Origin of the sequence: uncultured Shewanella sp., assembly GCF_947501225.1 — a bacterium.
Lineage (GTDB): Bacteria > Pseudomonadota > Gammaproteobacteria > Enterobacterales > Shewanellaceae > Shewanella.
Genome location: NZ_CANMUW010000003.1, coordinates 338,568 through 363,347, shown reverse-complemented (window position 1 = coordinate 363,347; position 24,780 = coordinate 338,568). Strand labels below are relative to the sequence as shown.

The 24,780-nt window shown below is 48.5% G+C and carries 26 protein-coding genes; 4 read left to right on the top strand and 22 right to left on the bottom strand.

Features of this window, described 5'->3' with window-relative positions; genetic code table 11:
* Positions 1 to 6: 6 nt before the first annotated feature.
* Entirely contained in the window at positions 7 to 414 is a 408-nt protein-coding gene (gene rpsF / locus Q1B47_RS07170) for a 30S ribosomal protein S6 (RefSeq protein WP_126504669.1), read from the bottom strand.
* 228 nt (positions 415 to 642) lie between these two features.
* Here rpsF and Q1B47_RS07165 point away from each other — a divergent pair, with 228 nt between their 5' ends.
* Positions 643 to 1,404, top strand: coding sequence for a YdiY family protein (locus tag Q1B47_RS07165; protein WP_299790999.1), 762 nt, complete (start codon positions 643 to 645; stop codon positions 1,402 to 1,404).
* Positions 1,405 to 1,983: 579 nt separating this feature from the next.
* Here Q1B47_RS07165 and Q1B47_RS07160 read toward each other — a convergent pair.
* The 10 genes from Q1B47_RS07160 to zapE all read right to left on the bottom strand — a co-directional run bounded on the left by Q1B47_RS07160 (position 1,984) and on the right by zapE (position 11,662).
* A complete protein-coding gene (locus Q1B47_RS07160) occupies positions 1,984 to 2,331 on the bottom strand; it encodes a hypothetical protein (protein WP_299790872.1) in 348 nt (115 codons plus the stop codon).
* Between the two features lie 107 nt (positions 2,332 to 2,438).
* A complete protein-coding gene (locus Q1B47_RS07155; RefSeq protein ID WP_299790869.1) occupies positions 2,439 to 2,690 on the bottom strand; it encodes a hypothetical protein in 252 nt (83 codons plus the stop codon).
* A 784-nt stretch (positions 2,691 to 3,474) separates the two neighbouring features.
* The gene (gene rlmB, locus Q1B47_RS07150; protein WP_299790866.1) at positions 3,475 to 4,215 is read right to left on the bottom strand and encodes a 23S rRNA (guanosine(2251)-2'-O)-methyltransferase RlmB; all 741 of its coding nucleotides are present in this window, start codon (positions 4,213 to 4,215) and stop codon (positions 3,475 to 3,477) included.
* 3 nt (positions 4,216 to 4,218) lie between these two features.
* Positions 4,219 to 6,702, bottom strand: coding sequence for a ribonuclease R (gene rnr / locus Q1B47_RS07145; protein WP_299790863.1), 2,484 nt, complete (start codon positions 6,700 to 6,702; stop codon positions 4,219 to 4,221).
* Between the two features lie 64 nt (positions 6,703 to 6,766).
* Positions 6,767 to 7,426, bottom strand: a complete 660-nt coding sequence (locus Q1B47_RS07140; protein ID WP_299790860.1) for a tetratricopeptide repeat protein — start codon at positions 7,424 to 7,426, stop codon at positions 6,767 to 6,769.
* Between the two features lie 199 nt (positions 7,427 to 7,625).
* Positions 7,626 to 8,921: an adenylosuccinate synthase gene (locus Q1B47_RS07135; protein ID WP_299790858.1), complete on the bottom strand. Its 1,296-nt coding sequence runs from the start codon at positions 8,919 to 8,921 to the stop codon at positions 7,626 to 7,628.
* A gap of 66 nt (positions 8,922 to 8,987) precedes the next feature.
* Positions 8,988 to 9,176 (bottom strand): DUF2065 domain-containing protein, encoded by a 189-nt coding sequence (locus tag Q1B47_RS07130; RefSeq protein WP_126508167.1) that lies wholly within the window; start codon positions 9,174 to 9,176, stop codon positions 8,988 to 8,990.
* A 162-nt stretch (positions 9,177 to 9,338) separates the two neighbouring features.
* Complete coding sequence (gene rpsI / locus Q1B47_RS07125) at positions 9,339 to 9,731, bottom strand: 30S ribosomal protein S9 (protein WP_076415846.1); 393 nt, start codon at positions 9,729 to 9,731, stop codon at positions 9,339 to 9,341.
* Between the two features lie 14 nt (positions 9,732 to 9,745).
* The gene (rplM, locus tag Q1B47_RS07120) at positions 9,746 to 10,177 is read right to left on the bottom strand and encodes a 50S ribosomal protein L13 (RefSeq protein ID WP_012326805.1); all 432 of its coding nucleotides are present in this window, start codon (positions 10,175 to 10,177) and stop codon (positions 9,746 to 9,748) included.
* A 378-nt stretch (positions 10,178 to 10,555) separates the two neighbouring features.
* On the bottom strand, positions 10,556 to 11,662 hold the full coding sequence (zapE, locus tag Q1B47_RS07115) for a cell division protein ZapE (RefSeq protein WP_299790836.1): 1,107 nt from the start codon (positions 11,660 to 11,662) through the stop codon (positions 10,556 to 10,558).
* 317 nt (positions 11,663 to 11,979) lie between these two features.
* Between zapE and Q1B47_RS07110 the strand changes: the two genes are divergently transcribed.
* The 3 genes from Q1B47_RS07110 (at position 11,980) to degS (ending at position 15,069) form a co-directional block, all read left to right on the top strand.
* Positions 11,980 to 12,354 carry a DUF1043 family protein gene (locus Q1B47_RS07110; protein WP_299790833.1) on the top strand — a complete coding sequence of 125 codons (375 nt, stop codon included), beginning with the start codon at positions 11,980 to 11,982 and terminating at the stop codon, positions 12,352 to 12,354.
* A gap of 137 nt (positions 12,355 to 12,491) precedes the next feature.
* Entirely contained in the window at positions 12,492 to 13,844 is a 1,353-nt protein-coding gene (gene degQ / locus Q1B47_RS07105; RefSeq protein ID WP_299790830.1) for a Do family serine endopeptidase DegQ, read from the top strand.
* A gap of 139 nt (positions 13,845 to 13,983) precedes the next feature.
* Positions 13,984 to 15,069: an outer membrane-stress sensor serine endopeptidase DegS gene (gene degS / locus Q1B47_RS07100; RefSeq protein WP_299790827.1), complete on the top strand. Its 1,086-nt coding sequence runs from the start codon at positions 13,984 to 13,986 to the stop codon at positions 15,067 to 15,069.
* Positions 15,070 to 15,199: 130 nt separating this feature from the next.
* Here the strand turns inward: degS and Q1B47_RS07095 are convergent, their stop codons facing one another.
* From Q1B47_RS07095 to Q1B47_RS07045, 11 genes are all read right to left on the bottom strand, one after another.
* Positions 15,200 to 15,367 (bottom strand): hypothetical protein, encoded by a 168-nt coding sequence (locus Q1B47_RS07095; protein ID WP_299790824.1) that lies wholly within the window; start codon positions 15,365 to 15,367, stop codon positions 15,200 to 15,202.
* Between the two features lie 266 nt (positions 15,368 to 15,633).
* Entirely contained in the window at positions 15,634 to 17,304 is a 1,671-nt protein-coding gene (locus Q1B47_RS07090; RefSeq protein WP_299790821.1) for an Ig-like domain-containing protein, read from the bottom strand.
* Positions 17,305 to 17,500: 196 nt separating this feature from the next.
* Complete coding sequence (locus tag Q1B47_RS07085) at positions 17,501 to 18,133, bottom strand: response regulator (protein ID WP_299790819.1); 633 nt, start codon at positions 18,131 to 18,133, stop codon at positions 17,501 to 17,503.
* 183 nt (positions 18,134 to 18,316) lie between these two features.
* Positions 18,317 to 19,708 carry a HAMP domain-containing sensor histidine kinase gene (locus Q1B47_RS07080; protein WP_299790817.1) on the bottom strand — a complete coding sequence of 464 codons (1,392 nt, stop codon included), beginning with the start codon at positions 19,706 to 19,708 and terminating at the stop codon, positions 18,317 to 18,319.
* Positions 19,709 to 19,844: 136 nt separating this feature from the next.
* Complete coding sequence (murA, locus tag Q1B47_RS07075; RefSeq protein ID WP_299790814.1) at positions 19,845 to 21,104, bottom strand: UDP-N-acetylglucosamine 1-carboxyvinyltransferase; 1,260 nt, start codon at positions 21,102 to 21,104, stop codon at positions 19,845 to 19,847.
* A 13-nt stretch (positions 21,105 to 21,117) separates the two neighbouring features.
* Positions 21,118 to 21,369 carry a BolA family protein gene (locus tag Q1B47_RS07070; protein WP_299790811.1) on the bottom strand — a complete coding sequence of 84 codons (252 nt, stop codon included), beginning with the start codon at positions 21,367 to 21,369 and terminating at the stop codon, positions 21,118 to 21,120.
* A 4-nt stretch (positions 21,370 to 21,373) separates the two neighbouring features.
* Positions 21,374 to 21,676: an STAS domain-containing protein gene (locus Q1B47_RS07065; RefSeq protein WP_299790808.1), complete on the bottom strand. Its 303-nt coding sequence runs from the start codon at positions 21,674 to 21,676 to the stop codon at positions 21,374 to 21,376.
* Positions 21,677 to 22,333, bottom strand: a complete 657-nt coding sequence (locus tag Q1B47_RS07060; protein ID WP_299790996.1) for a phospholipid-binding protein MlaC — start codon at positions 22,331 to 22,333, stop codon at positions 21,677 to 21,679.
* 9 nt (positions 22,334 to 22,342) lie between these two features.
* Positions 22,343 to 22,813, bottom strand: coding sequence for an outer membrane lipid asymmetry maintenance protein MlaD (mlaD, locus tag Q1B47_RS07055; protein ID WP_299790805.1), 471 nt, complete (start codon positions 22,811 to 22,813; stop codon positions 22,343 to 22,345).
* 52 nt (positions 22,814 to 22,865) lie between these two features.
* Positions 22,866 to 23,648 carry a lipid asymmetry maintenance ABC transporter permease subunit MlaE gene (gene mlaE / locus Q1B47_RS07050; protein ID WP_299790802.1) on the bottom strand — a complete coding sequence of 261 codons (783 nt, stop codon included), beginning with the start codon at positions 23,646 to 23,648 and terminating at the stop codon, positions 22,866 to 22,868.
* A 52-nt stretch (positions 23,649 to 23,700) separates the two neighbouring features.
* Positions 23,701 to 24,516: an ATP-binding cassette domain-containing protein gene (locus Q1B47_RS07045; RefSeq protein ID WP_299790799.1), complete on the bottom strand. Its 816-nt coding sequence runs from the start codon at positions 24,514 to 24,516 to the stop codon at positions 23,701 to 23,703.
* Between the last annotated feature and the right edge of the window lie 264 nt (positions 24,517 to 24,780).

Below are 24,780 nucleotides of genomic sequence, written 5' to 3'. Positions count from 1 at the left end.
AAAAACTTACTCAGCTGATTCTTTAACTTCTTCAGTTGCTTCAGCAGGCGCACTACGACGCTCGCCTTCGCTAGAACGACGTGAATCACGCTCGTCTTTCGCTTTAGCCATTGGAGATGCTTCAGTGATGGCAGCTTTAGTACGCATAACCATGCTACGCAGAACAGCGTCGTTGAAACGGAAAGCTGTTTCTAGCTCTTCAACCGACTCCGCAGTTGCTTCTACGTTCATAAGAACATAGTGAGCCTTGTGCAGTTCGATAATTGGGTAAGCCAGTTGACGACGGCCCCAATCTTCTAAACGGTGGATCTGACCGCCAGCTTGGGTAAGAATACCCGTGTAACGCTCAATCATACCAGGTACTTGTTCACTCTGATCAGGGTGAACCAAAAATACGATTTCATAATGACGCATTTTTTGCTCCTTACGGTTATCTAGCCTCGTTGTTGGCTCAGTCAGACCAAATAGAGGCAAGGAACTAAATAAAGTGACTGATTTAAGCCGCGGAATATTACACAAAGCGAAGCATTAATTCAACCGTTTTCTGGCAATATTCACTTTGCCGATGCCTGGCAATATAGGTATGATATTGGCTCGCCAAAGTAGAACCTCACCGCATTAAAAAATAATAGTAAGAAAATGATGTTTAGAGCCATAGCAGCACTTTTTTTAACACTCCCTATGTCGGCCCAGGCCTTAGTTCCACCGGATTATCAAGAGCCACCAAGTGACTTTACCGCCGAAGTAGAAGCGGGCTTTCAACTCAATACCGGTAACACCGACTCCACAAGCTTTAATGGCAGAACTAAACTCGTCTACGATACGAAGAAGATGAAGCAGGAGGGGACGGTAAAGGCCTACTTTGCGGCAGATGATGAAAAAACCACCTCAGAGAAGTACGACATTCAGATCCAGTCCAGTTACAAGCTCGACAATGATACCGCCTACTTGGGGGGAGGTTATGTCTTCGGTCGCGGCGACTTCACCATAGATCGCTTCGGTAGTTACACTCAGATATCGACCGTATCGACCGGTTATGGTTTCGATGCCATATCCGATCACAGCACCAAACTCAGTCTGGAAGTCGGCCCCGGTTACCGCTATAACATGCCGATAGAGACAGACGCCGAACCCGATCCCGAAGCCAACAGAGACGTGATCCTACGTACCGCGATAAAGTTCGAGCAGAAGCTTCAGGAGTACACCAGTCTCAATGCCGACCTCACCGCCGAAGCCGGTGAAGACAACAGCACCCTCACCTTAGACATGAACTACAAGAACACCCTGTTCCAGGACTGGGCCTTCAAGATAGGGGTCAACGTCAAGTACACAGATGTGGTTCCCGAAGGCACCAAGCAGACAGACACGATAACCACCTTCAACTTACTCTACACATTCCAGTAAGTTGATAGTTTCTTGTCGATGAGTGACTTGTCGGATTTCAAGTTGCTGAAATATCTACCGTGGGTTCATCTGGCTAACTTTGACGTTTACTCTGATATTGGTAGCCGAACCTCTTTGATATCAATCGCCTCCAGCGGGGTTATGTGTAAGTGCCCTCTCGTCACGCTGTAAACCCTTCCATGGGCGCTCTACGATTTCATCCCTGAAATCGAAGTCCTCGAGTCCACTTACACTCGATATTCTACCTCTTCGATTTGGCAGCATCTAAATAGCTACAGATGCCATGTTCACCAGTAGGTGACATAGCAGAGACTGCAAAAGGATGTATCAATACGATGAGTAGTCACAGCCGCGTTTATATCTAAGTGTTTGTCTTTTAGATTTAAAGTCTTCTGTTACAACTCATTTTGGGACAAACCTACGTTAGAGCTTTTCCTCTAGCCCGTGAGATTTAGATTAGGAAAAATATGGCAATCGAATATCCGGTAACTCCGCAGTAATAGTTGGTTAAGATGTGAAGCGAAACGGAATCGATCTTACTGTTACGAGTCCGCTATTTAATTGCCTTGTTATAAACCGTTAACCTCCAAACTCCCGGCTAACAATTTGTTTGGGGACTATATTCTTTGGTAGCTCACTAGAAGCTTTTTGAGCAAAATCACCAGCCATACCAAATACTTTGTCAATTAATGCTACTTTCATTCCTTTGTCGACAGCTAACTCCAAAAGCTTCTTGCCAATATCATTACAAGAGCTAACCCAATTTTTGGGTAGCTCCCCTACAGGCACTTTGGGTTGACAAACGAGCCTGAAACTTTCTTTACCTTCTTGAATTTGAATGGAAACATCAACAAATTCACTCTTATATGCGTTGGCTGATACGCTAGAACTAAGTACGAGTATTGCACTAATAAAAAATTTTTTCACGACACTTCCCTATGGTTTATAAGCTCTAATAATGGGCAAAAAATTGTTAGCTAGAATATTAAGAAACGAAAACAGCCAACTCCTTTTTATCCTTACTTATTATCTTGTTATGTGACTGAACTACGAGAACCTACAATAGCAAACCAGAACAAGCCAATACCTACAAGTACAACACCTAAAGCGGTACGTTCTACTTGAATACTACTAACGTAAATAAATGGCACTGCAGCCATGATAATCGAAACTAATAGATACAAACCTCTTCGTTCACGACTTGATGTATAGATGCGCTTTCGCCACTTGTTCAAGCAAAATGTACCTATTGGAAAATAAGCCAACATAAAGATTTCAAAAAACACCGATGCCTCCTAGACGAATAACGGCTTATTCAATAGCAGCACGATAATACTCTTGGCCGCGTTTTCAGTTAGGTAAAGCTATCATCTACAACTCATTGCTGCAAAAAAGTTATTTTTCATTTCGTTAATAAAAACACTCAGAACTGTCCGATAAAAATATGCATCGGGGTTTATGAGGTCTGCATAAGGCTTAACTAAGAAATGAATAAAGCTAAATCGAAGATAGGAACTCTTCTTTTGAATATCTAGGTGTAGATGCGGCCACGGACGTTGATGGCATGGCGAGGTTTCACAAGGTGAAACTCTCCGACCGAGAGATAGGGATATCGAACTGGCAGTTAAACAGGGAGGTAGTTTGAAATCGCAGAGCGCCCAAGGAAGGGTCCACAACGATATACATATCTAAAAGCCAGTTCGGCATCCAATTGCTTCCTGCATAAATGCCAGCTCAACATCCTTGTCTCACGTTCATAGCAAATGGTTTTCACCATATTCGCCCTCTCGTTCATAAGCACAGAAACCTCTGGTTTCTATTCACCGTCCCGAAGAAGCATCTGCACATAAGCGAGCCGCAGGCTATTCATAACCATAAAGGTTAACGCTAAAAAATCCCTAAAAGTAATCACGGCCCATGAGGCCGAAACAAAGCCAATTTCTCTCCTTCCATGGGAAATTGGCATAAGTGTTCCAGACACAAAAATGCCGATGGGGCATCGACCACATCGGCATTAGATACATTATGGAGTACAAGCCCCAAAATGACGATAGTTAAGTTTTCAGAAACTTATCCTATTCTTTGTCGTACAGCCTCAAACAGGCAGATACCGGTTGCGACCGAGACGTTCAGACTGGACACAGAGCCTGACATAGGAATCGAGGCCAGTGAATCGCAGCTCTCGCGGGTCAAACGGCGTAGTCCCTTGTCTTCGGCTCCCATGGCAATCGCCAGAGAGCCTTTAAGATCGGCCTTATAGAGATCGTGCTCGGCTTCACCGGCGGCACCGACAATCCATACGCCCTTCTCCTGCAGACTCTTCATGGTGCGCGCCAGGTTTGTCACCTGAAACAGTGGCACCACTTCTGCGGCGCCGCAGGCAACCTTGCTGACCGTTGGTGTCAGGCCTACAGAGTTATCACGTGGAACGATGACACCATGCACGCCGGCGGCATCGGCATTACGCAGACAGGCACCCAGGTTATGCGGGTCTGTTACCCCATCTAAGATCAGCAGGAAAGGCGTCTGCGTCTTCTCTACCAATGCGGCCAGATCATTATCATTAAGTTGCTTGACAGCTTTGACGCGTGCTAACACACCTTGGTGCTGGCCACTGCCCGACTTATCATCTAACACTTTTCGTGACGCCTGCTGTACCGATACACCATACTGCGCCGCGATCTCCAGGATCGGGGTCAGACGCTGATCATCACGGCCCTGGAGTATCCAAAGCTCGATGACACGCTCGGGGCTGTGTTTTAGTACCGCTTCGACAGCGTGAATACCAAAGGTGATATCTTGTTTTTTCATCTGTTACTTACTCGCCTTACGCTTAGCTGAACTCTTCTTTTTAGAAGTCGATTTAGGGCCAGTTTTCTTTACTGCCCCCTTCTTAACTGATGTTTTCTTTGCCGTACTCTTTCTGCCGGATCGCTTCGCCGAGCCGGACTTAGCCTTGCTCGAGCCGGCTTTACTATCCTTACCCGAGCCGCGTCGCTTACCCTTAGGCTTGTCACCCTTATCTCTGTCGGCAGACAGCTTAGCCCCTTCGATATTGGCTCTCTCTCTGGCCGTCATAGGTTTCTTCCCCCGACGGGAGCGAGGCTTACGGGAGGCATCGGCCTCCATCATGAGATCTATCTGACGATCATCGAGGTTAACTCCGGCAACCTTAACCGTTACCGCATCGCCGAGCTGATACACCTGACCGGAGGCTTCACCCACCAGACGCTGGCGCATATTATCATACTGATAGTAATCGCTGCCCAGACTGGAGATATGAACTAAGCCATCGATAAACAGCTTATCTAAGCGAACAAACATGCCGAAATGGGTCACGGAGGCGATGACAGCCTCGAATGTGTCACCCACATGGTCCTGCATAAACTCACACTTGAGCCAGTCACTCACATCGCGTGTGGCTTCATCGGCACGCCTTTCCGTGGTCGAACACTCTTCGCCTAACAGGTCCAGATCTTCGATCTGATAGTTGTACCCGCCATCGGGGGTCCACTTATCTTTCGCCTCTCCACGCTCCTTCGCTAACAGATAACGGATGACACGATGCAATATCAGGTCCGGATAGCGACGAATCGGTGAGGTAAAGTGAGAGTAAGCTTCAAGGGCTAAACCGAAGTGACCATCATTGTCCGGCGTATAGGTTGCCTGACGCATAGAGCGAAGCAGCATCACCTGAATAAGCTCGGCATCGGGTCTGTCGGCGACCTGCTCCATCAGAGCTTGGTAATCGGCGGGCTCAGGCTCCAGACCACCATTGAGCGTCAGACCGCGCTCTTTAAGGAAATCCTTGAAGTTAGTGAGCTTCTGCTCCGACGGCGCTTCGTGCACACGATAGAGCACTTCACCCTTATGTTTCTTGACAAACTTAGCCGAGGCGACGTTGGCTAAGATCATACACTCTTCGATGATCTTATGGGCCTGGTTGCGGCTCCTTGGCACTATGCTGTCTATCTTTCTGTCATCATTAAAAATGAACTGAGTCTCAGTCGTCTCGAATGCGATGGCACCTCGAGCGGCGCGGGTCTCATCCAGTGTCAGGTAGAGCGACTGCAGCGTCTGAAGATGCGGGAAGATAGGCTTGAGTTTATCACTCACCTCGCCACCTTCGAGCATGTCCGCCACCTGGGTATAGGTAAGACGGGCATGAGAATGCATCACGGCAGGATAGAACTTGTAACCCGACAGTTTACCCGCAGCCGATATTGTCATCTCGGCAACCATACACAAGCGATCGACCTCTGGCATCAGGGAGCATAATCCGTTTGAGATCTTCTCCGGCAGCATAGGGATCACCTGGGAGGGGAAATAAACCGAGTTACCCCGGCTACGTGCCTCTCTGTCGAGCGCCGACTCTGTCCGCACATAGTGACTCACATCGGCAATGGCAACCCACAGACGCCAGCCACCGCTTTTTTTCGTCTCGGCATATACGGCATCATCGAAATCGCGGGCATCTTCACCATCGATAGTCACCAGAGGCAGATGGCGTAGGTCTATCCGCCCCTCTTTATCCTTCTCCGGCACTTCATCGGGTATCGCTCTCAGCTTCTTCTCTATCAGACCCGACCAGGTGTGAGGCAGATCGTAGTTGCGTAGCGCAATTTCGATCTCCATCCCCGGCGCCATCTGCTTACCCAGCACTTCGGTAACTTTACCGGCGGCCTTAACATAACGTCCCGGTCTGCGGGTGAGCTCTATCACGACCACGTCGCCTTGACGGGCACCGTTACGGTCCTCATCTGGGATGAGGATCTCCTGAGTGATCCGGCGGTCATCGGCAATGACAAAGGCCATGCCCGAGTCGAGGTGGAATCGGCCAACCAATGCGGCGGTTCTCTGTTGTACCAGACGCACTAACCTGGCTTCACGGCGCCCCTTACGATCGACACCGGCCTTCTGCGCCAGCACCTTGTCACCGTGGAAATACATCAACATATCACGGTTATTAATGAAGAGGTCATCACCGCCTTCATCGAGCTTAAGGAAGCCAAAGCCATCCCTGTGGCCAATAACGGTGCCACTTAACAGATCCATTCTCTCGGGTAATCCGTAGGACTGACCACGGGTAAACACCAACTGGCCGTCTCGCTCCATGGCGCGCAGGCGTCTTCGCAGCGCTTCAAGCTGCTCTTCGCCTTCGAGCTTAAGCGCTGTCGCTATACGTTCACGATTCAGGGGTGACTTTTCGGAGCGCAAGTACTCTAAAATATACTCGCGGCTGGGAATGGGGTTTTCGTAATTTTCTTGTTCACGCTTCAAATGCGGATCTTTGATCATTCAATATCTCAAATTTTTGTCCAGAACATTCTGGAACACACCAATCAGCTATCTGTAATTGGCACTATTTACGGGATCTCAGGTGCTCCTGTTTTGCCCTGGCTACTGAGCTGGGCGGCATCTTCTCTTCGAGCACCTTCAATAATTCAATGGCTTCATTCTTGGTCGCCACATCACTAAATACATCGTTATACAGCCAGTGATAAGCCATCTCGTAGTCTCTGGGACTACCATAGCCTTCACCAAACAACCTGACTAACATCATACGGGCCGGCAGATCGCCATTGGCTGCTGCGGGCAAAACATAATGAATCGCACGCTCTTTATCCTGGATCACAAATTTACCGTCATGGTAATACTCGGCAATTCTCACCATCGCTTCGGCACTGCCCTGCTCTGCAGAATTTCGCAGCAGGGAGATCCCTCTGGGTGGGTTCGCCTTTACACAGATCCCATAATTGAGCATCTCTGCCCATAAGTACTGATAGAGCGGTAGTTTCAGTACTTCGGCTCTGGCTTCAATATCCTGAACCAGCTGACAATCATCACCCTGTACCCGGGTGAGATACTGCTTCGTACGAATAAGCTCGATCAGCTGCTCCTGACTATAGATATCTAACGCCTTAGTTTCGGCCCAGCTAAGCAGTGGCGATAACGAAAGTATCGCAACCAGCAGATACCGCTGTACGGTTCCAATCGAACCCTTTAGCACTTCTCTTATCATGGATTCTCTCAACAACAAATTCATTCATATAAGTAGTGATCAGACAGGATACTCTGAACTATCTTAAGTATTCTGTCTCATCGATACTTGATCTCATCGGCAGTATAACGCATTTCTTGAGCCCTACCTGAATTTGGCACGCCGGTTTACGCCGTAGCTAAAGCGCAATAAAAAGGCCGCTTTATGCGGCCTCTAACTATTAACTGAACGGATTCACAAGAATCATGGTCTCGTTTCTGTCGGGACCCGTTGAGATAATATCGATTGGTGTTTCTAACAGCTCTTCCAGACGCTTGATATAGTTCAAAGCCGCTTGAGGCAGTTGATCTATCGAGGTCGCACCGAAGGTGTTCTCACTCCAACCAGGCATAGTTTCCAGTACCGGTGTTACCTGCTCATAGCCTTCGGCCGCAAGCGGTGTCACGGTGGCAATGCTGCCATCGGGGTACTGATAACCGACACAGATCTTAACCTCTTCCAGACCATCGAGGACATCGAGCTTAGTCAGGCAGAAACCGCTTACGCTGTTGATCTGAACGGCACGTTTCATCGCAACCACATCTAACCAACCCGGACGACGCTTACGACCGGTAGTCGCACCGAACTCATGACCTTTAGTCCCCAGGTATTCACCGATCTCGTTATCGAGCTCAGTCGGGAAAGGACCGGCACCGACACGAGTGGTGTAAGCCTTCATGATACCCAGGACATAGTCGAGGTGACGTGGGCCGAATCCGGAACCTGTCGCAACACCACCGGCGGTCGTGTTAGAAGAGGTTACAAACGGATAAGTACCATGGTCGATATCGAGCAATGTACCCTGTGCACCTTCAAACAGAATAGGTTCATCCGCTTTACGCGCCTGATCCAGAAGCTCAGTCACGTCGACGCACATACTCTTAAGGTAGTCGGCGATTGCAAGCGCATCTTTCAATGTCTCTTCGTAAGACACCGCTTCGCACTTATAGTATTCGGTCAGCATAAAGTTGTGATAAGCCATCACCTCTTTCAGCTTTTCTGCAAATAGCTCTGCATCAAACAGATCACCAACACGAAGACCACGGCGTGAAACCTTATCTTCGTACGCAGGACCGATACCACGACCCGTTGTACCAATAGCATTATTGCCACGCGCTTTCTCGCGGGCAACATCCAGAGCACAATGGAATGGAAGGATGAGTGGACACGCTTCAGAGATAAGCAGACGCTCCTCTACAGGAACACCACGCTCTTTAAGCATGTTTATCTCTTTCATCAGGGCGTCAGGTGCAAGTACCACGCCATTACCGATAATGCATTTCACATTATCACGTAAGATCCCTGATGGAATAAGATGAAGAACGGTTTTGTCACCATCGATTACCAGAGTATGACCCGCATTGTGGCCACCTTGGTATCGAACGACATATTTTGCCTGTTCGGTAAGTAGGTCGACTATCTTACCCTTTCCTTCGTCACCCCATTGGGTGCCGAGAACTACGACGTTTTTGCCCATTATTTGCTGTACGGTAGTGGTTAAAACGGGATTTTAGCAGATCTTTAGGGGCCATAGGCAAGTTTTTTATGAAAAAATAATCAACAAAACAATGCCTGCGGTTACTAATCCACCACCCAAACGTTGCAGAAGTTGCTGATTTTGATTGGAAATCTCTTTTAAATAGGCTCTCCATCGATTAGGAAATAAAAGAGGTCCGATTCCTTCGATAATCAGCACAATTCCCAGGGCAATCATGATTAGCTGCAAAGACATAATTAAGTGTTTCCAATCCAGAACGATCGACGAATACCAATCGGTATGAGTTTAGAGTAACAAAATAGGCAGGGAAAAACAGAGAAGAGTTGCAGTTGTAAATTTCAGGCAATAAAAAACCCAGCAAAAGCTGGGTTTTTTGAACTCTCGGTAGCGTAAATATTAACGCTTTGAGAACTGTGGCTTACGACGTGCTTTACGTAGACCAACTTTCTTACGCTCAACTTTACGAGCATCACGGGTAACGAAACCAGCGGCACGTAGAGATGGACGTAGAGCTTCATCAAGCTCCATCAGTGCACGGGTGATACCGTGACGGATTGCACCTGCTTGGCCAGTGATACCACCGCCCTTTACAGTTACATAGATGTCTAGTTTTTCAGTCATTTCAACTAGCTCTAGTGGTTGACGAACAACCATACGAGCAGTTTCACGACCAAAATACTGATCTAGTGGAAGTTGATTAACAACGATGTTGCCACTACCAGCTTTAGCGAATACGCGAGCTGTAGATGTTTTGCGACGGCCTGTGCCGTAGTACTGAGTTGCAGCCATTAGCTTAATCCCGTTTAGATATCAAGAACTTGAGGTTGTTGTGCAGCGTGGTTATGTTCTGTACCAGCGTAAACTTTAAGCTTACGGAACATGGCACGTCCTAAAGGACCTTTAGGTAACATACCCTTAACTGCTTTCTCGATAATCATTTCAGGCTTATGATCCTGCAGCTTTTCAAAGGTGATCTGCTTGATGCCACCGATGAAACCCGAATGCGAGTAGTACACTTTGCCTTTTGCTTTATTACCAGTTACAGCAACTTTCTCAGCGTTGATAACGATGATGTAGTCGCCGGTATCGACATGAGGCGTATACTCTGGCTTATGCTTACCACGTAGACGTGTAGCAATTTCAGTAGCGATACGACCCAAAGTTTTACCTTCGGCGTCGACGACAAACCACTCGCGAGTGACTGTCTCTGGTGTAGCAGTAAAAGTAGTCTTCATTTTACAAAAACCCAATGTTAAAAATTCTGTCTCACATGTCATTGCCAATATTGGCAAAAACACAAATAGTGCCATTCCCCGCCCCTTCGAGCAAAGAATTAGGCTTTACAATTCCATCATATCGATGGAGTAACGAGGGCAGGTGGCGGATTATAGTCAAAGCTGAGCTAAAAATCACCTAATTTTTACTAAAATTATCTGCATTGTTCGTCTACACACCCAATATGCTCAAAATAGGCTTAAAAGATTATCGGGAGTATGGCGCTATGGCCGTGTAATCATCGGCTTGCTTCGGCTTTAACAATCTCGACAACGCAATAAAATCCGCTTCTCCCGCCAGGAGGCGGCCAGGCAAACTCAGATAAATAGCTATTTCGCTTAGGGTAAGTGCTCTAAAGCCAGATAATCATGAGATTGCATCTCGGTCAAACGCGAACGACAACGCCTGAACTCAAAACTGAGCAGACCATCGCTGTAGATCTCCTCCAACGACACCTCTGCCGAGATGATCAACTTTACGTTACGTTCATAAAACTCGTCGACCATGGCTAAGAAACGGCGCGCAATATCGTCACCGGTCTGCTTATCCCCCATCTGCTCTACACCACTGAGCAACACGGTATGGTAGAGACAGGCGATCTCCATATAGTCTCTCTGGCTTCTGGGGCCATCACAAAGCTCCCTGAAACCGGCGAGCAGCACCCCTTGCGCCTGCTTTCGGATACTGATACTTCTGCCGTCGACATCGATATCCGCATCAGACACCTCAGATTCCGGAGCCAGCTTGTCGAAATAGGTAAGAAGGTTATCATCGGCCTGGGCGTCGAGTGGAAAGTGATAGATCTCAGCCTGCTCCAGGGTACGTAAGCGATAATCGATCCCTGAGTCAACATTAAGGACCTGACAATGTTTGTTAATCAATGCGATAGCTGGCAGAAAGCGCGCCCTCTGTAAGCCGTTTCGATAGAGTTCATCGGGGATGATGTTTGAGGTTGCAACCAGTGCTACCCCCTCTTTAAACAGGGCCTGAAACAGGGTGCCGAGCAACATGGCATCGGTAATATCTGACACAAAAAACTCATCGAAACAGATGACCTGATATCGCTCAGACATCCGCTTGGCAATGATCAGCAAGGGATCTCTCTGCCCTTTCAACCCATCAAGCTCACTATGAATTTGGTGCATGAAGCGATGAAAATGGGCCCTTAGCTTCCTGTTACCGGGAAGAGAGTCGTAGAAGGTGTCCATAAGATAGGTTTTACCGCGCCCAACGCCTCCCCACAGATAGAGTCCCTGAACCGCCTGAGGCTTGGTCCCCAGCAGTGAGGTTAACCGACCAAATACACCGGGCTTGGCATTGAGGAGCTGCAACTCATCATATACACGTTGCAAGCTTCTGACCGCCTGCTCCTGAGCGCTGTCGTGAGAGAAGTCATCTCGGCTTAAGTCTTGCTGGTAATGCTGCCATGGTGTTAAATCGGACACGTAAAATATTCTCTTTTATCCCTGAGTTCACTACTATCTTTAACCAACAGCAACACGCCGGATCCAGCCCGTCAGAGGTAACTGCGCTCAGAGTGGTTAATCGCTCCTGCATTGGCGCCATCTATTGGGCAACATAAATTGCAGGACTCATTATTCTTATTTAAAACGGTATGCCATTGAGGCTCCGCTCGGGGAACCTCACGCTACCGATAGGCTGTAACTATATATGGTATCATGGCAAGATTCGCCAATGTACTTAGTTTTGTAAGTGATATTTTATTAGTGATGTTCATAACTGCATCACAGAGGAGTGTTATATGGAATGGCCGTTAGTCATTGCAACTTTTGTGTTAGGCATAGTGTTAGGCTATGTAGGCAGAACCATAGTTGCCCGTAATCATGAGTCCACCAGTAAGGGAAAGGCACTGGAGCAGACACGTCTGGAGCTGAGCCAGCATAAGCAGGAGGTCACCGACCATTTTGAGGGACACTATAAACAACTTGCCGAACTCACAGAGCAGTTAAACAAGGTCAATAAGCAGTGGAATGAGGCGGCAAATACCCTAGCCCCAAAAAACAAGGCAAAACCTTTGCCGACTTTTAGCGCTGCAGAGCCATCGGATGCACCATTGAGCGAGGCCGATGAGCAGCTTGATGGCGACAATGTCATCATCATAAATCAAAATAATTAACCTTTGTTAATAAACATGAACTTTCATCCTATGCTTAGAGTCGGAATCAGTAACAATTGACCTTTAATATCTCTTGAAATGACAATGTTATAAACAAGAGATCATAATTCCATTTCTGATATTGGAGCCATGAATAGATGAAAACAAAATTAAGCTTACTTTCCGCAGCCATTCTTACAGCATCGCTGACCATGATGCCTGCAACATCCCAGGCCGCGATTCCAATGGCCGTAAATGGACAGAGCGTACCTAGTCTGGCACCTATGCTCGAACGCACCACTCCGGCAGTAGTTGCGGTCGCCGTATCCGGAACCCATGTTTCCAAGAAAAAGATCCCCGATGCGTTCCGCTACTTTTTCGGCCCTAACGCTCCAAGAGAGCAAGTTCAGGAGCGCCCCTTCCGTGGTTTAGGCTCAGGGGTGATCATCGACGCCGATAAAGGTTATATCGTTACCAACAACCATGTCATCGAGGGTGCCGATGAGATACTCATCGGTCTGCATGACGGACGGGAGATCGAAGCTGAATTGATCGGATCCGATGCCGAATCCGATATCGCTCTCATACAGATAAAAGCCGACAATCTGGTTGCCGTCAAACGTGCCGACTCGGATGAACTCAGAGTCGGTGACTTTGCGGTCGCGATCGGTAACCCCTTTGGCCTGGGCCAAACTGTAACCTCGGGCATTGTCAGTGCTATGGGTCGCTCCGGACTCGGTATCGAGATGCTTGAAAACTTCATTCAAACAGATGCGGCCATCAACAGCGGTAACTCAGGTGGGGCCCTGGTTAACTTAAATGGCGATCTCATCGGGATCAACACAGCGATTGTGGCCCCTGGCGGCGGCAATGTGGGTATAGGCTTCGCCATACCCGCCAATATGGTCAATAACTTAGTCGATCAGATCATCGAACATGGTGAGGTCCGTCGTGGCGTACTGGGAGTATCGGGTAGGGATCTGACCAGCGAACTGGCACAGGCATTCGGTTTAGATACCCAGCATGGTGGTTTTGTCGATCAGGTTATGGCTGATAGTGCCGCTGATAAGGCGGGGATCAAGGCCGGTGATATCATCACCAGCGTCAATGAACGTAAGATAAAGAGCTTCCAGGAGCTCAGGGCCAAGGTCGCAACCATGGGCGCCGGCGCGAAGGTAAAATTCGGCTTGATCAGAGATGGGGATGAAAAGACAGTTACGGCTATTTTGGGCGAAGCCAGTCAGACGACTGAAACTGCTGCCGGTGCCGTTCATCCTATGCTCGCGGGTGCCAGCTTAGAGAATAAAGATGGTGGTGTAGAGATAACCGATGTGGCTCAAAACTCACCTGCCGCAGCCAGCGGTTTACAAAAGGGGGATATCATAGTCGGTGTTAACCGCTCCTCTATCGACGATCTCAAGTCTCTCAAGGCAGCGCTCAAAGAGCAGCAGGGCGCTGTTGCCCTTAAGCTAAAGCGCGGCAAGAGCAGCCTCTATCTGGTACTAAGGTGATAACGACCTGAACCGGGGGCATAGCCCCCGGCTTTAACTTAGTCGATAAGCATGAGGGAGCCCCCTTCATGCTTATCCTTTATGCTTATTAGCACTAAACATGTTAATCTAGCTCAAATTTTATCTGCATCTTCCCAATATGGCTCTAAAAGACACACTATTATATGTCGGCAAGGCGGTTATCTTTGGCCTGATAATGGCTGCTGTCTTTCTGTTTGTTACCCCGATGTTGAGCAATAAGGACACATCGAATCTTTTTTTCCAGAAACGTGGCGATAATGGCTTCGAGCTCTCTTTTTCCAATGCCGTTCGCCGGGCCGCACCGGCGGTGGTCAATATCTACAGCCTGAGTGTTAACCGTAACCGACCTCTGAACTCGGGTTCGCTACAGGGCCTTGGCTCCGGCGTTATCATGAGTAATGAGGGCTATATTCTCACCAACTACCATGTGATAAAGAAGGCCGACGAGATCGTTGTCGCCCTTCAGGATGGCCGAAAGTTCACATCGGAGGTGGTTGGCTCTGACTCCATCACAGATCTCGCGGTACTGAAGATTGAGGGGGGAAATCTGCCAATCGTCCCGATTAACCTGGATGTACCGGCCCAGGTCGGTGACGTCGTGCTGGCCATAGGTAATCCCTATAACCTTGGGCAAACCATCACCCAGGGCATCATCAGCGCTACGGGACGTAACGGCTTGAGCTCCGGCTATCTCGACTTCCTGCAAACCGATGCGGCAATTAATGCGGGTAACTCAGGAGGGGCGTTGATCGATACCAGCGGCCAGCTTATCGGCATCAACACGGCGGCATTCCAGATCGGTGGAGAGGGCGGTGGACATGGCATCAACTTCGCCATCCCTATAAAGCTGGCCCATAGCATTATGGGGAAGCTTATCAAAGATGGCCGTGTGATACGTGGTGCCTTAGGTATTACCGGTGAACCCATCAGCTCCATGATGGCTCAGATACTCAACCTTCCCGATCTGACCGGTGTCATGATAACTGGCGTAGATCCCAAGGGACCGGCGGCTCTGGCTCAGCTGGCACCGAGAGATGTGATCACTAAGTATGAGGGCGAAATCGTACCCGGCGTTGAGATGCTGATGGATAGAATTGCCGAAACGACACCGGGTAAACAGGTAACGATGACGATTATCCGTAAGGGCAAGTACTACGAAGTCCCGGTCATCATAGGTGAGAATATCTCAGCAGCAGAGCAGTAAGCCCTGCAATATTAGTTAGCCATACGGGCTGCCGCTCATCATCGGGTGGCAGCTTTTTCCTTCCTCCTCGAGCCGCTTTCTCAGCTCAGCGCCCACCCCGCTCAGAACTCAAGCTTGCACAAGAATACAGTTAAGAGTTGTGCGTCGTCGTTTTAAACAGCCCAACCCAGAATGCAAGCTCAAACACTACTCCCAACACAATGAAAACTATCGCCCCGGTCGAGAAACTCGCCCCATAGCAGAGTAGTGCACCGACAAGCAGCACAACTAATACCCCCACCCTCAACCATATATTCATAGATAACTCCATCTCAACGTTTGTCTCTATAGATTAGCCGAATCAGGCCGGTAAAATAATTAATAAAGTTTCATGGTGAGTCCGAGCCCCTGGTTCCTAGCTCCTCAAACATTCGCGGCTAAAGCCGCTCCTACATGAGGAATATAGTAGCTCCTGGCTAGCTTCATTCCGGGACAAGACAGGAAATAAAAAAAAGCCACCCCCTGCAATATGGGGTGGCTTGTTGGGAAAGGAACTAAATTAACAGACGATTATAGTTATAGTAATTACTTGTGAATCTTAGGCAGAGCCACGGCTCTCTCGTTATAGTCAGCATGACAGTTACCACAAGTGAACTCGGCAGTTGCCCAAGGCATCTGGTACTTACCATCTTCTGTGAACTGCTTAGCAGTTGGGTCCAGGTCGATAGTGAACAGGTGAGACTTCACATCACCGAAGACTACTGCTGCTCCACCCTGTCTTGGTGCGGTCTTAATAGCACTCTTAGCCAGTTTCGGCATATGACAGTCTGTACATTCGGCCGCTGCATGGAAAGTTTCAGCATGTGTATTCTGAGCAAACTCTTTATCAGTATGACAGTCTGTACAGGCTTTAACTGCTCCGGTGTGAAGGCCATCGGCACTATCTTTATTCACGGTAGACTTGTGAGAATCATGACAAGTAGTACATGACCAGTCACTCTTAGGACCAATTTCATCACCGGCTTTATAAGTACCATGGTCTTCAGGAACAACACCTAACATCTCATCGGCGGTTTGGTGATGCTTTGATAGTCCGCCACTTGAGATGATGCGGCCACCCACTTTACTGCCGTTGGGGAAGGCACCGTTATAAGCGCTGACAAATGATGGATAATCTTTCTCACCGTCACGGGTATGACACTCGGCACAGGTTACCGCCTTACCGTAAGCCATATCTTCGGCTAAGAAATCATCGGTAGTACGTGCAACTGCAATCTTGGTGATATTGTCTTTAGACGGTGCTTTGACATGGAAACTACCCGCACCATGACAAGATTCACACTGAACGCCCTGCTCTGCAAAAGTACCGTTCATGCCTGGAAGACCGTCCTGACGATCCGGATTACGTGTATCGCCACCGGCTACATCGGTCGTACGCTTCCAACCGGTTGTATGGCAGTTACCACAGCTATATTTATAATTAAACTCACTGCTCTTGTAATCGCCCATAACATCGGCATCGCCCGGATGGTTATCCGGAATATTTAACTCACCGGCCGCATTGCGAATATTATACTGAACATTGTTACCGGTAACGATGTAACCGTCGGCATCTAACCAACGCATCTTCCAATGGTATCCACCGACAGTATAGGAGACCTCATCGTAACTTGTTGGTGCACCCAGATCGTTGTTAGGTGTTGAGTCGACCAAGAGATCGATAGCGCCGGTAATGGTTGCTTCCGGAGTGTAAGGGAATGCAGGCTGCTCATTGCCTGAATTTTTAAGGATCTTAAAGTTGTGACCCGTTTTAGAGAATGTTTCATGCTTACCACTGTGACAGGTTGCACAGGCTGCAGAGCCGACATAAGCGAGAACTTCAGGCTCAGGCAGGGCTTCGACCGTTACGGTAACTTCACCCGTCGCCTCATCGGTACCGTCGGTGATGGTGTAGTTAAACTTAACTTCGCCTGCCGTTTCACCTGCAGTGAAGTCAATTTTCCCATTGTTGATAACCGCACTATCTGAGTCGACGGATACCAGAGATAAGCTATCGCCATCGGCATCGGTATCATTGGCCAATACATCTATGGTCACAACTTCAGATACGGTGACCGTAGCGGCGTCACCTACTGCCACCGGGGCATTATTTACCGGTAGCGGTGTTTCACCATTATCGTTGTCACTACCGCAAGCAACCAACATGGTTATCATACTGGCGAGTATTAATTTTTTATATGGAATATGTGCGTTCATAAGTTCATCCTCACTTGGCTTTTTTGATATCGCCAACATTGCAGGGAGGGCGATTAATATGTCTCTCTGGACATGTATCCAGTATTGAGGAGTTACCCCTAAAGGGATAGATAAGGGGAGTTCACAACCTGATTAAAGTTGTGAACTATAGTTATCATGATTTAGGTAGGACATTGTTTTAAAAGGATTTGACGCACTAGGAAAGGTTATGATGTTGTAACACAAATTGACCTGTATTTGTCAAAATATAGATCTTCCTCTCGTTTTGCATCACCAGGCCGGCTTTCTTAAGCTGACGCAGATGGAAGTTAAACTTAGTATGATCTTCCACGCCAACCAGACGACACAGATCCATAAATTTCAGCTCTTTATGGCAGCCCAACGATTTTAATGTCTCACGACGCAGCGGATTAGCCAGCGCAGAGTAGACACTGTCTGAGTCTATGTCTGAATTGGATTTAAGCAGCTGCTTTTCGGCTATGCTGCGCCGTATCGTCATAATAAGATCGGCACTCTTAAATGGCTTTGTCAGCACACTGTCGGCCCCCTTCTTCATTGCATCCACCGCCGTATCAACGGTGGCATAGGCTGTGACAATGACTACGGCCATGAAGGGATTTTCCTGCCTCAGATTAGAGATGGCCTCTACACCTGTCATCCCCGACATCACAAGATCCATCAAGGCGATATCGAAAGAGTGAGTCTTACAGGCCAGAATGGCTTCCTCGGCGCTGGGGACCGCTACCACCTCGAAGCCGTCGAGCTCTAAAATATCGACCATATTCGTGCGAAGATCCGTATCATCTTCCGCAATCAACACACATGTCATTCACCACTCCCTTAAAAAGCAACAGCAATTATGATGCAAAACCATATCAAATTATTGAGATAACGTCCTGTCCAACCACTGGTTATTGAACGGGTACCAAACTTGGGGCAAACAGGGTCGTTTACCTCTCCGGCCAATGTCAGAGCCGGAAAAGGGAGGCCTGACTCCCCCCTCTTTCTCGTATCAATCCGACTTCGGGAAGGAGATCTCGATCCGTGTCCCCTGACCTTGCTCACTCGTGATATTCATCACTCCCCTGTGAAGCGCCACTATCTGCTCGCATATAGCAAGACCAAGTCCGGTGCCCTGGCCTATCGGCTTGGTAGAGTAAAACAGCTCTGTAGCCCTTAACAGGCTCTCAGCATCCATCCCTGCGCCCCAATCCTCAACAGTCAACTTAACATATCTGTCGCACTCACCGACCCTAATGGCTATCTCGCTGCCAGACTGAGAGGCATCCATGGAGTTGGTGAGCAGATTGATCAGCAACTCCTCCAGCTTAACCTTCTGCCCTATCATGGTGATACCTTCATCGCATTGGATATTGATCCTGTGGCTGTGATGCTTATGGGACAGGAGGTGAATGGAGGCGCTGATGACCTCACAAAGAGACACGACAGAGGTGTCCCCCTTTGCCGGGCGAGCGTAGGCGAGTAGCTCCTTACTGATCTCCGAGGCACGCTCGATCCCAAGACCGATCCGCTTAATATATTCCAGTTGCTGCTCATCCAAATCCGGAGACTTTCGCTGAAATATATCAAGGGCTAAGGTAGATGAAGCCAGAGGATTGTTGATCTCATGAGCCATCCCCATGGCCAGATGACCAATGGCTTTATACTTATCGGCTTCGATAGCGCGTTTAAGCTTAGCCTCTGTGGCTAACTCTTTCTCGATATCGAACACTTTTAATGCCTTAAACAGCGTCACGAGAATCAAAGCCCCGGCTAAGGTTCTGAACACAGGAATGCTGTGATGCAGATCGGTCGGTACTAAACCCGACATCACCCCGTAGCAGAGCAAGCCAACCCCGGTTGCTATGAAGTAACTGCCATACTGATGCTGCTCCCGCATCAGCTTATAGCCATAGAGAGCGATGCCGATTGCAGCCAGAAGGGCACTGCCGAAACCTAAGAAGAGACGGGTATAGAAGGTGGCTTCTCTGAAAGTATCTTCGGCGAGATAGATAGCATGGGAAAAGTAGATAACGGTGCCTAAGTAAGCCAGAAGCGTCGCTGTAACCACACTGTGTCCAACCTTAGCGACCCACCTGGAGCCGATACCGAATAGCAGCCAGGCAAACACCATCAAGAAAGCGTAGGAGAGAAACAACTTCAACAGCCTGAGCCACTCGGCCATTATCTGAAACTTGCCGGGTATATCATCGCTGAATACCAGCAGGTATAACTCCGACCATTCATGAAAAGCATGGGAAAAGCCAAACAGCGCCAGCGCCCACAGGATGGGGGCGATTTTCAGTTGACTGTATTTGAAGTTTCGAAATACAACCACACAGCCTATCGAAAAAAATACCAGGCCGTAAAACAGATAGATATTAAAGGTAATAAATGTCGGCATAAACCGAACTTACCACAAACAGCTAACATTCATAGTGATCTGATACCCATCACGATAAAGATGTGACCGGGTGGTACAGGCAAAAAAAAGCCACCGATGAGATCATCGGTGGCTTCATATCAAGATGGCCGCAGGACTATTGGGTGCGCTCTACATGGCCGCCCAGGCCCTTGAACTTATCTTCGATATGTTCGTAGCCACGATCCAGATGATAGATACGGTCAACTATCGTCGTACCATCGGCAACGAGTCCGGCGATGACCAGGCTGGCAGAAGCCCTGAGATCGGTCGCCATCACCTGCGCGCCGTTGAGCCTTTCGATGCCCTGTATGATACAGGTGTTGCCTTCCAGCTCCATGTTAGCGCCCATTCGGATAAGTTCCGGAACATGCATGAAGCGGTTCTCAAAAATCGTTTCGGTTATGGTCGAAGTCCCTTCGGCCAACACGTTCAACAGACAGAACTGAGCCTGCATATCGGTCGGGAACCCCGGGTAAGGTACCGTCTTGATATTAACGGCTTTCGGCCTTTTACCCTGCATATCCAGCTCAATCCAATCACTACCTGTGGTTACCTGAGCCCCGGCATCTTCCAGCTTAGCCAGTACGGCCTCTAAGGTAGAGGGATCGGCATTAACGCAACGAATGCGGCCACGGGTCACGGCGGCAGCGACAAGAAAGCTACCGGTTTCGATACGATCCGGCATGACACGATAGTGACAGCCTTTAAGAGATTCGACACCCTGGATCCGTATCGAGTCGGTACCTGCGCCTTCGATGTTCGCCCCCATGGCAATCAAACAGTTCGCTAAGTCAATGACTTCAGGCTCGCGGGCGGCATTTTCAATAATCGTCTCACCTTCGGCAAGCGCCGCAGCCATCAACAGGTTTTCGGTTGCGCCGACACTGATCATATCCATGAAGATATGCGCACCCTTTAACCGACCGTCGACACGAGCCTTGATGTAACCCTCTTCAACCTCGATCTTCGCCCCCATCTGCTCTAAACCATGTAGATGAAGATTTACAGGGCGTGCACCGATCGCACAGCCGCCGGGCAATGAGACATCGGCGGTACCGAAACGTGCAAGCAGTGGCCCAAGGATCAGAATCGATGCCCTCATGGTTTTAACCAGATCATAAGGGGCACAAAACTCGTTGAGGGATTGGGTAGAGATACGGATCTCGCTGTTATCGAGGCGGGTCACTTCGGCGCCCAGACAACGAAGCAACTCACAACTGGTATTCACATCTCTGAGATTAGGTACATTGCTGACCACAAAGTCAGTCTCAGCCAGCACTCCGGCCATTAAAATCGGCAATGCGGCATTCTTTGCACCAGATATAACAACATTACCGGCAAGTGCTTCACTTGCCTGAATTTTTAATTTATCCACTTTATATCTCAGTTTACATGTTGAATACTTTTTCACGCTTCCATTGAGTCGGCGTAAAAGCATTAATAGTCAAAGCATGAAGCTCACCACTGGTAATACGCTCCATCAGAGGCCCGTATATGGTTTGTTGTTGCTTCACCCTGCCCATACCATCGAAACACTCGCCGACGGCAACAATCTTGTAATGAGTCCCATCCTGGGTAACATGCACTTCATCCAGAGAAAGTGCGTCTAATAAAGTTTGTTCTATCTCTTTGCAATCCATGGTTCTATCTACCTTGTTCTGCCTCTTCGCGGAAGAAGAGTTCTAAATCATATAAACCGATCAATTTTAATAATTGAGTCGATGGCGAGCTCAGCACAAGCTTCCTGTTATCAGCCCGAGCCAGGCTAACCAGCTCCAGAAGAAAGGCGACGCCGGCACTATCGCTATAAGAGAGTGCCGACAGGTCAATAACTTGAACACCTTTGCTCAACAGGGTGCTTCTCTCACTCCAAAGTTGCAAAACTTCAGTTTGAGACAGGCGACCGCTTACCCGGCACACTGCGCCATCTTCAATAAAATCTGCCACTTAGACCTTTTTCCCTTTAGGGTCACGAATAATATGCCCCTTAGTGCGTTCCTCCAGATCGAGAATCACACTATCTATCCCCTTCTGACGAATCAGGTTTGAAATTTCAGAGCTCTTCGATGCCAACAGACTCACACCTTCAGCCACAAGATCGAACGCCTTCCAGCTATCATCTTTGAGACGGCGAACCCTGAACTGCAGCTTGATAGGAGGACGTCCCGGCTCAATTATCTGCACATTCACATTCACCATCTTTTCATGGGTGAAATCCGAAGGAGGAGCAAACCTGACCTTCTGATCTGTATACTCAGTAAACGCTTGGGCATAGGTAGAGATTAAATACCCCTGAAACGCCGTGACGAAACGCTCCCTCTGATCTTTTGTAGTCTTCTTTAAGTAAGAGCCCATAACCTTATAAGAAGCATACTTATAATCGATATAAGGCATCAACTCATCCGAGACTATCACCTTAAGGTGGTCAGGATTGGACTTAATTATGTCAATATCATGATGAAATCTGTCAAAAGTATTATTTGCAACAGTTTCCACCATATCATAGGGATCCATGGTGTTCACTTCGACAGCTTCACTATGGGCGCCGACACTAGAAATCAGCAGCAAAACTGAGGCTCCGAATTTAATAATATGCTTATACATTCTCATCTCTTAATCCTTTGAGGAGGTGCTATAGAGGAACTGACCGATCAAATCCTCCAATACCAGTGCCGAATGCGTATCATCGATACGATCACCGTCGGCCAGCATGGCAATATCCTCATCCACGAAACCGGGCGTCAGCCCCAAAAACTGCTCACCCAACAAGCCTGAGGTCAAGATAGACAAGCTACTGGTCTCAGGAAATTGGTTAAACTCCTTATCCATAGAGAGTTCGACGACCGGCACCAGCTCTGACGAATCGAGTGTGATGGCACTCACCCTTCCTACAACCACACCACCGACTTTAACCGGTGAGCGAACCTTCAAGCCTCCAATATTGCTGAATTTGGCATAGAGGGTATAGCTACTATTACCCGTCTTTACTTCAACATTAGCAACATTAAACACCAATACTAAAAATGCGGCGAATCCCGATATCAGGAACAGCCCCACTAAAACTTCAATTCTACGAGTTAACATACTCTCACTTCCACTCTATGTTTGGATATCGTCCGATATCCATGCTCATCCATTAACGACCAAACATCAGCGCTGTCAGCAGGAAGTCCAGCGCCAACACGGCCAGACTGGACTGAACAACAGTTTGCGTTGTTGCCTTACTGATCCCCTCCGGATTAGGGATCACTTGATAGCCCCGATACAGGGCGATCCAGGTCACTACAACGGCAAACACCAGACTCTTAATCAGGCAGTTAACGATATCCTCTCTCCATTCGACAGACGCCTGAAGAATCGACCAGAAACTGCCGCTATCTATCCCTTTCCACTCAACGCCGACCATATGCCCGCCATAGATCCCCACTGCGGTAAAGATCAGGGCAAGCAGAGGCAGACTCACCACACCGGCCCAAAACCTGGGTGCAATTATCTGCCTCAAAGGATCGATGGCCATCATCTCCAGGCTGGATAACTGCTCGGTGCTCTTCATCAGCCCGATTTCGGCTGTGAGCGCCGAACCGGCCCGGCCGGCAAACAGCAGCGCCGTAACCACAGGGCCAAGCTCTCTGAGCAGACTCAGGGCCACCATAGGTCCCAGGCTCTCCTCGGTACCAAAACCGACTAAGATGTTATAGCCCTGAAGCGCTAACACCATGCCGATAAACAGGCCGGAGACAAAAATCAGCACCATAGATTGCACGCCGACAATGTATAACTGTCTGACAAACAGGGGAAAGCCTTTTAGCCTGGGTTTACGTGCTATCGCCCCCCATAGCATTAAGCCGGCGCGCCCCAAGCCGATAACAAAATCTATGGTGTAGCGACCAAGGGCCGCTAATTGATTAATCATAGTCATATACCACGACCTCGAGTGATAGATGCCGCACACAGGATTAACTCCATCATATCTATCCCAACAACTCCTTCTGATAATCTCTGGCAGGATAATGGAATGGCACAGGTCCATCCGGCTCTCCACCTATAAATTGCTTAAGCTTTGGGTTTTCTGCAACTTTTAACTCTGCGGGAGTCCCATGTGCGATGATCCGTTTATCGGCCATCACATAGACATAATCGGCGATGCTCAGGACCTCCTGCACATCATGAGATATCACCACGGAGGTGAGCGCAAGTGCATCTGACAGTTCCCGAATCAACTTAACCAACACCCCCATAGATACAGGATCCTGCCCGGCAAAGGGTTCATCATACATCACCATCTCAGGTTCAAGCGCTATCGCTCTTGCCAAGGCCGCCCTGCGTTGCATTCCTCCGGAGAGTTCACTGGGCATCATAGATGCGGTGCCCCTGAGTCCAACTGCCTCAAGCTTCATCAGCACTATTCGTCTGATAATTTTTTCAGATAAGCCCGAGTGCTCTCTCAAGGCAAATGCCACATTGTCGAACACATTCATGTCGGTAAAGAGGGCGCCGCTTTGAAACAACATGCTCATTCGTTTGCGTATCGAAAATAACCGTTCCCTGGGACATAAATGCACATCTTCGCCATCGAATAACACAGTTCCGGAGTCAGGTATCAGCTGCCCCCCCATCAATTTCAACAGTGTCGTTTTGCCTATCCCACTGGGTCCCATGATCGCGGTAACCTTGCCCTTGGGAATCGACAGGCTGATATCATCAAAAATCAGATGTTCGCCCCGGCTAAAATTAAGATTCCGGATCTCGACTAATGATTTCGGCTCAATTGACACCTTTTGATTCATTTCACTTCCATCAATAACAACGGGTGAGAAGACGACGCGTCAGACAGACGACAGGCAGAGAAACCCAAGCGGCTTCGCTGATATCGACTTTATGACCCCATATCGCGCGCACTCCATAAAATTGAAAAGTCCGGCGAGAGAAAAGAGACAAATTGTACGTAATTGCCCTATTCGGCACAACTGAATCGACACTATCTTGCCTCAATACTTTCAATTTTGCTCATTTCCGGCGAAAATGCGCGTCAGACTATCTTTAGAATATAA

What these genes read in the sequence shown, in the direction of transcription:
- rpsF (WP_126504669.1), bottom strand. Translation starts at nt 414, where the DNA reads ATGCGTCATTATGAAATCGTATTTTTGGTTCACCCTGATCAGAGTGAA.
- Q1B47_RS07165 (WP_299790999.1), top strand. Translation starts at nt 643, where the DNA reads ATGTTTAGAGCCATAGCAGCACTTTTTTTAACACTCCCTATGTCGGCC.
- rlmB (WP_299790866.1), bottom strand. Translation starts at nt 4,215, where the DNA reads ATGAAAAAACAAGATATCACCTTTGGTATTCACGCTGTCGAAGCGGTA.
- rnr (WP_299790863.1), bottom strand. Translation starts at nt 6,702, where the DNA reads ATGATCAAAGATCCGCATTTGAAGCGTGAACAAGAAAATTACGAAAAC.
- Q1B47_RS07140 (WP_299790860.1), bottom strand. Translation starts at nt 7,426, where the DNA reads ATGATAAGAGAAGTGCTAAAGGGTTCGATTGGAACCGTACAGCGGTAT.
- Q1B47_RS07135 (WP_299790858.1), bottom strand. Translation starts at nt 8,921, where the DNA reads ATGGGCAAAAACGTCGTAGTTCTCGGCACCCAATGGGGTGACGAAGGA.
- Q1B47_RS07130 (WP_126508167.1), bottom strand. Translation starts at nt 9,176, where the DNA reads ATGTCTTTGCAGCTAATCATGATTGCCCTGGGAATTGTGCTGATTATC.
- rpsI (WP_076415846.1), bottom strand. Translation starts at nt 9,731, where the DNA reads ATGGCTGCAACTCAGTACTACGGCACAGGCCGTCGCAAAACATCTACA.
- rplM (WP_012326805.1), bottom strand. Translation starts at nt 10,177, where the DNA reads ATGAAGACTACTTTTACTGCTACACCAGAGACAGTCACTCGCGAGTGG.
- Q1B47_RS07110 (WP_299790833.1), top strand. Translation starts at nt 11,980, where the DNA reads ATGGAATGGCCGTTAGTCATTGCAACTTTTGTGTTAGGCATAGTGTTA.
- degQ (WP_299790830.1), top strand. Translation starts at nt 12,492, where the DNA reads ATGAAAACAAAATTAAGCTTACTTTCCGCAGCCATTCTTACAGCATCG.
- degS (WP_299790827.1), top strand. Translation starts at nt 13,984, where the DNA reads ATGGCTCTAAAAGACACACTATTATATGTCGGCAAGGCGGTTATCTTT.
- Q1B47_RS07095 (WP_299790824.1), bottom strand. Translation starts at nt 15,367, where the DNA reads ATGAATATATGGTTGAGGGTGGGGGTATTAGTTGTGCTGCTTGTCGGT.
- Q1B47_RS07090 (WP_299790821.1), bottom strand. Translation starts at nt 17,304, where the DNA reads ATGAACGCACATATTCCATATAAAAAATTAATACTCGCCAGTATGATA.
- Q1B47_RS07085 (WP_299790819.1), bottom strand. Translation starts at nt 18,133, where the DNA reads ATGACATGTGTGTTGATTGCGGAAGATGATACGGATCTTCGCACGAAT.
- Q1B47_RS07080 (WP_299790817.1), bottom strand. Translation starts at nt 19,708, where the DNA reads ATGCCGACATTTATTACCTTTAATATCTATCTGTTTTACGGCCTGGTA.
- Q1B47_RS07070 (WP_299790811.1), bottom strand. Translation starts at nt 21,369, where the DNA reads ATGGATTGCAAAGAGATAGAACAAACTTTATTAGACGCACTTTCTCTG.
- Q1B47_RS07060 (WP_299790996.1), bottom strand. Translation starts at nt 22,333, where the DNA reads ATGTATAAGCATATTATTAAATTCGGAGCCTCAGTTTTGCTGCTGATT.
- mlaD (WP_299790805.1), bottom strand. Translation starts at nt 22,813, where the DNA reads ATGTTAACTCGTAGAATTGAAGTTTTAGTGGGGCTGTTCCTGATATCG.
- mlaE (WP_299790802.1), bottom strand. Translation starts at nt 23,648, where the DNA reads ATGACTATGATTAATCAATTAGCGGCCCTTGGTCGCTACACCATAGAT.
- Q1B47_RS07045 (WP_299790799.1), bottom strand. Translation starts at nt 24,516, where the DNA reads ATGAATCAAAAGGTGTCAATTGAGCCGAAATCATTAGTCGAGATCCGG.